Source organism: Halorubrum tibetense, from assembly GCF_042661865.1.
GTDB classification, from domain to species: Archaea; Halobacteriota; Halobacteria; order Halobacteriales; family Haloferacaceae; genus Halorubrum; species Halorubrum tibetense.
Window position 1 is genome coordinate 1 of record NZ_JBHSWW010000133.1, and the last position, 6,530, is coordinate 6,530.

Annotated in this window: 7 protein-coding genes and 2 pseudogenes; 2 read left to right on the forward strand and 7 right to left on the reverse strand. The window is 64.3% G+C overall.

The window, feature by feature from the left end:
• From ACFQEU_RS09605 to ACFQEU_RS09615, 3 genes and pseudogenes are all read right to left on the reverse strand, one after another.
• Positions 1-186: pseudogene (locus tag ACFQEU_RS09605) on the reverse strand (type 1 glutamine amidotransferase domain-containing protein); the annotation flags it as partial.
• 222 nt (positions 187-408) lie between these two features.
• Positions 409-978 (reverse strand): hypoxanthine/guanine phosphoribosyltransferase, encoded by a 570-nt coding sequence (gene hpt / locus ACFQEU_RS09610; protein WP_379781569.1) that lies wholly within the window; start codon positions 976-978, stop codon positions 409-411.
• Positions 979-1,111: 133 nt separating this feature from the next.
• Positions 1,112-1,468 carry a hypothetical protein gene (locus ACFQEU_RS09615; protein WP_464383919.1) on the reverse strand — a complete coding sequence of 119 codons (357 nt, stop codon included), beginning with the start codon at positions 1,466-1,468 and terminating at the stop codon, positions 1,112-1,114.
• 124 nt (positions 1,469-1,592) lie between these two features.
• On the opposite strand from ACFQEU_RS09615, the gene ACFQEU_RS09620 reads away from it, so the two are divergent.
• Both ACFQEU_RS09620 and ACFQEU_RS09625 read left to right on the forward strand, forming a co-directional pair.
• Positions 1,593-2,228 (forward strand): IS6 family transposase, encoded by a 636-nt coding sequence (locus ACFQEU_RS09620; RefSeq protein ID WP_379781572.1) that lies wholly within the window; start codon positions 1,593-1,595, stop codon positions 2,226-2,228.
• A gap of 84 nt (positions 2,229-2,312) precedes the next feature.
• Positions 2,313-2,642, forward strand: coding sequence for a DUF7344 domain-containing protein (locus tag ACFQEU_RS09625; protein ID WP_379781574.1), 330 nt, complete (start codon positions 2,313-2,315; stop codon positions 2,640-2,642).
• A gap of 63 nt (positions 2,643-2,705) precedes the next feature.
• Here the strand turns inward: ACFQEU_RS09625 and ACFQEU_RS09630 are convergent, their stop codons facing one another.
• The 4 genes and pseudogenes from ACFQEU_RS09630 to ACFQEU_RS09645 all read right to left on the reverse strand — a co-directional run.
• The gene (locus ACFQEU_RS09630) at positions 2,706-3,728 is read right to left on the reverse strand and encodes a DUF1616 domain-containing protein (protein WP_379781576.1); all 1,023 of its coding nucleotides are present in this window, start codon (positions 3,726-3,728) and stop codon (positions 2,706-2,708) included.
• A 117-nt stretch (positions 3,729-3,845) separates the two neighbouring features.
• The gene (locus tag ACFQEU_RS09635; RefSeq protein ID WP_379781578.1) at positions 3,846-4,901 is read right to left on the reverse strand and encodes a glycosyltransferase family 2 protein; all 1,056 of its coding nucleotides are present in this window, start codon (positions 4,899-4,901) and stop codon (positions 3,846-3,848) included.
• Between the two features lies 1 nt (position 4,902).
• Positions 4,903-6,198 carry an FG-GAP repeat domain-containing protein gene (locus ACFQEU_RS09640; RefSeq protein ID WP_379781580.1) on the reverse strand — a complete coding sequence of 432 codons (1,296 nt, stop codon included), beginning with the start codon at positions 6,196-6,198 and terminating at the stop codon, positions 4,903-4,905.
• A 193-nt stretch (positions 6,199-6,391) separates the two neighbouring features.
• Positions 6,392-6,530: pseudogene (locus tag ACFQEU_RS09645) on the reverse strand (enoyl-CoA hydratase/isomerase family protein); the annotation flags it as partial.

The following is a 6,530-nucleotide window of genomic DNA, read 5'->3' on the forward strand; positions in this document are numbered from 1 at the left end:
CTCCGCGGCGCGTTCCTCGCCGCCCGCGACCTCCGGATCGAGCGATGCCTCGTCGACGACCGGCGGCGAGCCGGACGGGGTCGCGACCGTCACGTCGACGCCGGACGATTCGAGCGTCGTCAACGGCTCGATACACTCTTCGGCCCAGTACCCCTCCTCGCTCACGACGAACAGTGCGCTGCTCATGGGTACCCGACGTTGGCGACCGCGACTCAAAAGGGGTGCGCGCCCGGCATCGACGAGGGTGGGCGCGGGGTTTATACCCGATGGCTACGGTGCGGGTCTGCGCGTGCCCGCGAGCGGTCGCCGAAGGCGACCGTGAGCAGCGAGGGACCGCTTGTCCCTCGGGCAACCGGTGCAAAGCGCCGGCGACGGCACCGCGCGAGGTCGGCCGTGAGCGACGGCGACCTATCCGTCTCCGTGGGCGTCCACGACCACGACCTCGCCGTCCTCGACGGTCACGTTGATCAGCGTCTTCACGTTGTAGTCGGTGTCGTCGAGCTCGTTGTCGCCCGCCTTCTTGATGACGGCGACCACGTCGACGACCTCCGCGCCGACCTCGTTCGTGAGCGCGTCGAGAATGGCCTTCATCGTGCCGCCGGTCGAGAGCACGTCGTCCAGCACGAGCACCCGGTCTCCCTCCTCGACGTCGTTGATGTACATCTCCGACTCCGAGTAGCCGGTCTCCTGGAACAACGGGACCTCGCCGTCGAGCCCGTACTGGCGCTTGCGGATGACGACCAGTGGGATGTCGGTCATCAGCGACAGCGCGGTCGAGATGTGGATCCCCATCGCCGCGGGGGTGACGATCTTGTCGACGTTCTCCAGTTCGGCCTTCCGGATGATCCGGATGACGATCTCCCGGAGCAGCTCCGGTTCGAGCATCGGGACGCCGTCGCTTATCGGGTGAACGAAGTACTGGTACTCGCCTTTCTCGATGATCGGGGCGTCGAGGAGCGACTGCCGCAACTGGTCCATGTCGCCGGTACTCGGGCTGATTAATAAAGCGTGGCGGTTGCCGACTCAAGGCCGAGAGCGCTCACGCCGTACTCGCGTGTCGATTCCCCGTACTGCGCTGCCGAGGTCCTACCGAGTCGGTGGTCGGACGGGGTCAGCCCCTGATGCCGTCGTGGATCATCCGCAAGTTACGCTCGATCCCCCAGTCGAATCGACGTTCGATGAGGAACGCGACGACGACGTACACCAGTGCACCCGTGGGGACCAACACGAGGAACTCGACGAGCGGGGACAGGTCCGTCGCGGACGACACGTACCACAGGGTGCCGAACATGACCGCGGCGGCGACGAACGGATACGCGTACTCGGTGTAGAACTGTCTGGACCGCGCTTCGACCAGTCGAGCCGAGAGGTACACGTCGAGCGGCAGCATCGGAAACGCGTACACGGCGACGACCACCAGCGCGGTTCCCTCGAACCCCCACGCTGCGGTGGCCGGCCAGATCAGCACGGCGAGACAGGCGATCCGGAGCAGTCCGGTCTTGACGATGTAGTCGGGACGGCCGAGCGCCTTCCAGACCGGCGGTGTTCAGATAAGGATTGAAAGGTGAGGCGGTGCGTTTTCAAAGTGATCTATGCCCGAAAACGACCGCCTCAGCGGCTGTTTAGACGAGATAAACTTAGACTTTGTGGAGCGAGAAGCAACACCGAAGCTGTTGATGAAGCTCAGTATTCAGCTCCATTTGTCCGGATTATCGCTTTCGAATACTGTTTCGTTTCTTGAGGTATTCGGTGTTGATCGGGTTCGATCTACCGTTCATAATTGGGTTCATAAGGCTGATCTACAGCCGAAATCTGGTCGAAGTCCGAATCACGTTGCGGTTGATGAGACTGTGATTCAACTTGACGATGAACAATATTGGCTGTATGCCGCCGTCGATCCTGACTCAAATGATCTGTTACATACAAAGCTTGAACCAACAAGAACGAACGTGATCGCAGATCAGTTTTTCGCGGAACTCCGCGAAAAACACGATGTAGATGACGCGATCTTTCTCGTCGATGGCGCGGTTCCGCTTCACCGAGCCTGTGAAAAACATAACCTCGATTTCAGATACGAACGACATGGAAATCGGAACAGTGTCGAACGTGTCTTTCGTGAGGTAAAACGCAGAACTATCTGTTTCTCAAACTGTTTCAGCAACGCCGAAGCAGAAACAGCTGACGAGTGGCTGAGATCGTTCGCTTTCGCATGGAATCAGCTTATCTGAACACTACCAATCGAAGGGAGCCGGGATATAACACAACCACGCTCTCGAGTTGAACAGACCCGTCCGAACATGGAGGGACCCGTTATGTACACCGATATCCGTACCACGTCGACCGAAGTGCTGCTTCGAGCCGTCGCCGATCCGAAGCGTCGAGCGATCCTCGAGGAGCTGCGTGCCGTCGAGGAGGACCTCGTCACCGTCGAGCGACTCACCGAGTCGTTCTTTTCGGATGTATCTAGAGACCACTCGGGCGACCAGCGTCGCCGAGCCGCGATCGAGCTGCGCCACACACATCTCCCGAAGCTGGCGGAAGCGAACCTCATCGAGTACGATCGAGTGCACGGAACCGTCTCCTACCGCGGTACCGAACGGACCGAGGCGCTGCTCACCTTCATCGCCAAAACCCTGGAGTGAGGCCCGTGCTCCGAACGGCCCCACTCGGGTCGGACGAACGCTGTCGGACGCCACGAGAGCTCGTCACTCGCCCGCCGCGTCCGTCTCCGCCCCATCCACCCAGACGTGTACCGACCGGTACGCGTTCTCGGCGTTCGGGTCCGTCGGCGGCGCGTCGATGTACAACAGGTAGACGAGTCGGAGCTCCTCGCCGTCCATCTCGGGTGCTATCGCCCGGCGCTGCTCTATCGACTCGCCCGGCTCTAAGCGGGCGGTGAACCGGTCGATCTCGACTCGTTCGACGATCCGTTCCCCGTCGTCATCCAGCCGCTGAAGCTGGGCGACGACCGTGTAGGACTGTGCGTCGGCCTCTCGGTTCTCGATCCCGACACGGACCTCAGCTCCCCCGTCGATCGTGAGTCGCTCCGGGTACTCGTCCGCGACCCCGTTTCCGGTGTCGGGGTCGTCGCCGAGCAGGTAGAACTCGGTGTATCGCTCGCCGCTCGTCGCCGTCGCCGCGGCGAGCCCGATCCCCGCGATGGCCCCGACCAATCCGACGACGAGAAACACGTTGAGCGCCGTCCGAGCGGGACGGTCGGGTTCGCGCACCCACGCGGCCAGTCGTTGTGGGAGTGCGAGCGAAGCAACGCCGAACCGGTCGTCGGGCAGGAGTCGAAGCCGACGAACCGCCGCGACCGCAGAGAGAGCAACGGTCAGGCCCGCGACAGCGAGCAGCATCGCCGTCGGCCGTACCCCCCACCTCGTGTAGTGTGCAAAGAACCCGACGAGCGGAACGAGCACGACGCTGGCCGCGATCGACGCCACGACTCGTTCGAGGCCGCTTATCACGACGGGGCTCATCCGTCGCTCTCGTATCGAGGACAACCGATTCGGGACGTGTGAAGTCCGGCCCGGGAACAGTACTGAAACAAGTGCGTAGCCGGGACAGAAGACGACGAACACCACGCCGAATCCCGTTCGAACGACACCGCCGCCGGTCCAGAAGGCGGCCAGAACGAGCGTTGCGAGCGAAACGAACGTGACGACGAGGAGGTCCAGTGGGAGTCTGTCGGCGGGCGACGGGTCCCCACGGGTGTCGAACGACATGGAGCCAGCTTTCGACCGGCGGTGCTTTGGTAGGCGTCGGCTAACCAGGACGCCCGGACTGACGAGCGGGTCCCCCCGTCGATGTTCGGCCGATAGTCGGCCGCGGAGGGGTCCCCCTCATCCGAGCGCGCGGGCGATCCGTTGGGCCAGTTGGTGCGTTGATCGACCACCGAGAGACGTGAGGAGGTACTTGAAGAACCGCAGTTCCAGCGGGTACTGCGTGACCGCGACCAACAAGAAGCACCGCGCTTCGGTGTAGGAACCGGTGTACAGCGCTGATGAGCCGGTTCGGTACGCGGCCCACGCCCGCATCTTCCGATGAAACGGGCGGCCGTACGACGCCGCGACGTCGTCGAATCGGTCGAGAAAGCTGTAGTATCCTCGACGCTTCTTCTCGAAATCGTCGCTCAGCCGGCCGTGCGACGTGTACTCGTATACGACGAGGGGTTCGGGAAGCCGAACGAACGCGGCATGCTGGGAGACTCGGACGAACCACTCGAGGTCCGCCCAGGCTTCGAACTCCTCGTCGAACGGGACCGCCGTCGCGAGGTCACGTCGAACCATCACGACGGACATCGATCCGACGACGTTTCGACACAGCAAGGCTTTCGTCATGTCCCCGTCGATGCGTGGCGGCGACTCCTCGCGAACGCCGTCCTCGTGGATCGCCTTCAGGCCGGAGTACACGACGCCAGCGTCCTCGTCCGCGGCCTCGAACCCCTCCACCTGTCGTTCGATCTTCTCCGGTACCCACCGGTCGTCGTCGTCGAGAAACGCGACGTACCTCCCGGAGCCCGCCTCGACGCCGGTGTTCCGCGCGGCGTTGACGCCGCGGTTCGTGTCGTGGCGGAGGCACTGGTACCGCACGAGTGACTCGACGTCGAGCCCGGCGAGCGTCTCGCTGGCGGGAGTCTCGGAGCAGTCGTCGACGACGACGAGTTCGATCCGGTCGTACGTCTGCGCGAGCACGCTCTCGACGCTATCGCGCAGGTACGACGGCCGGTTATACGTCGTGACGACCGCGGTGACGAGCGGTCGATCCGGATCGGCGGCCGTCGCGTCCCCCGTACTCCGCATCGTCCCGCCCGTTACGTCCTTCCGCTCCTCGCTGTCTTCCGCGTCCGGCGACGTGCGCGAGCGGGTCGGCAACCACTCGTGGAGATCCCATCGCATATTATGCGCGGTTGTACCAGACGTCGACGTGTGCGTTCGGTTCGTACGACTTTCCGAGGAGGTCAGGACGCCCATCGCCATCGACGTCGATGGCTTTCGCCTCGTGCGTGGGCACCCCGCTCGCGACCACCGTCTCTCTGAAGTCGCCACCGCCCCGGTTCCTAAACAGAACGTGCTGGGCCGTCTCGTCGTTCTCACCGGCCCCCATCTCCGCGACGTACACGTCGAGCGACCCGTTCCCGTCGAAGTCCGCGAGCTGGAGCGTGTGTGGACAGTACAGGTCGTCGTGGAGGACGTGCTCTTCCCAGTCCGGGGGGTCGAACCACGCGACTCGACCCATGCCCTCGCCGAGCAACGGCGAGTCTCCCTCCGCGAACACGAGTTCCGGTTCGCCGTCGTCGTCCACGTCGCCGACGGCGACCCGCGTCCAGTCCCAGCCCGTAACGACGTGCTGGCGGACCCAGCCGGCCGCCACGTCCGGATCGTCCGTGAACCGCGAGTCTCCGTGGTCGTCGCTTCGGGCATCCGAAGGTCCGTCGTCCCGAGTTTGCGAGAGCTCGCCGTCCCGACCGGTCGAGCGTTCGCCGGCCGCGGTGACGGCTGCCGCAGTGCTATCCGCCTGCTGATAAATCGCCGTACCGGCGACGAGTTCGTTGTCGCCGTCGCCGTCCAAGTCCGCGATAGCGAGCCCCTCGACGTCGGTCCGCTGGCTGATCACGGTCAGGCAGTCGCTCGGCCACGGGGACTGTGAAGGGTCCGCCGGAACGTCGTAGTAGAACACCGTCTCGCTCTCTTGTGAGGCCCCGACCACTTCGGGGCGTCCGTCGTTGTCGACGTCTCCGAACACGAGGTCGTGGTACTTCGAGAAATCGTCCGCGATCAGGTGTTCGGTCCACTCGCGTCGCGGGTCGGCCGGTTGTTCGAACCAGTACACGTCGCTCCCGCCGAACCCCTGCCCGACGATCAGGTCGAGGCGGCCGTTGCCGTTCACGTCGCCGAGCGTCGCGCCGAGCGCGTGGAGGTCCGACGCCGACGAGATGGTGTGGCGAGTCCACGACGCGCCGTCGGTGCGATTCCCCCGACCGGGGTTCTCGTACCAGAAGAGGTCGTTCTCGAGGCGTCGAAACAGCCGACCGACGAGCGGTATCGTTCGGTCGCCGAGCACCGGTAGGGCCTCGGCGCCCATCCCGCCGACGATGAGGTCCGGGTAGCCGTCACCGGTGAGGTCGACGGGCTCACAGACGAACAGCCGCCCGCATGGTGGGGTGTCGTCGATCGGTTGATGGTCGAATCGCATTTCGTCGAAGAGAACCCGCCATGGACGCCTTACTATACGCCGAATAACTCGCTACCGAAGACGAGTGGAGCATCGATCCGTCGGTTAGTCCTCGGTTACCCACCGCGACGCGAAACGGCCGGAACGAACACCTCGTGCCGGTCGCGACGGGGGCTGATCACTACCAGAGCGCGCTCGGGCGGTGGCGCGCCGGTCACTCGAACTCGGGGTCGCGCTTCTCGACGAACGCCCGCATCCCCTCGCGCTGGTCGTGGGTGCCGAACAGCCCGGACCACGCTCGCCGTTCGAGCGCCATCCCCGCCGCAGTCGACCCCTCGTGTGCGGCGTTGAGC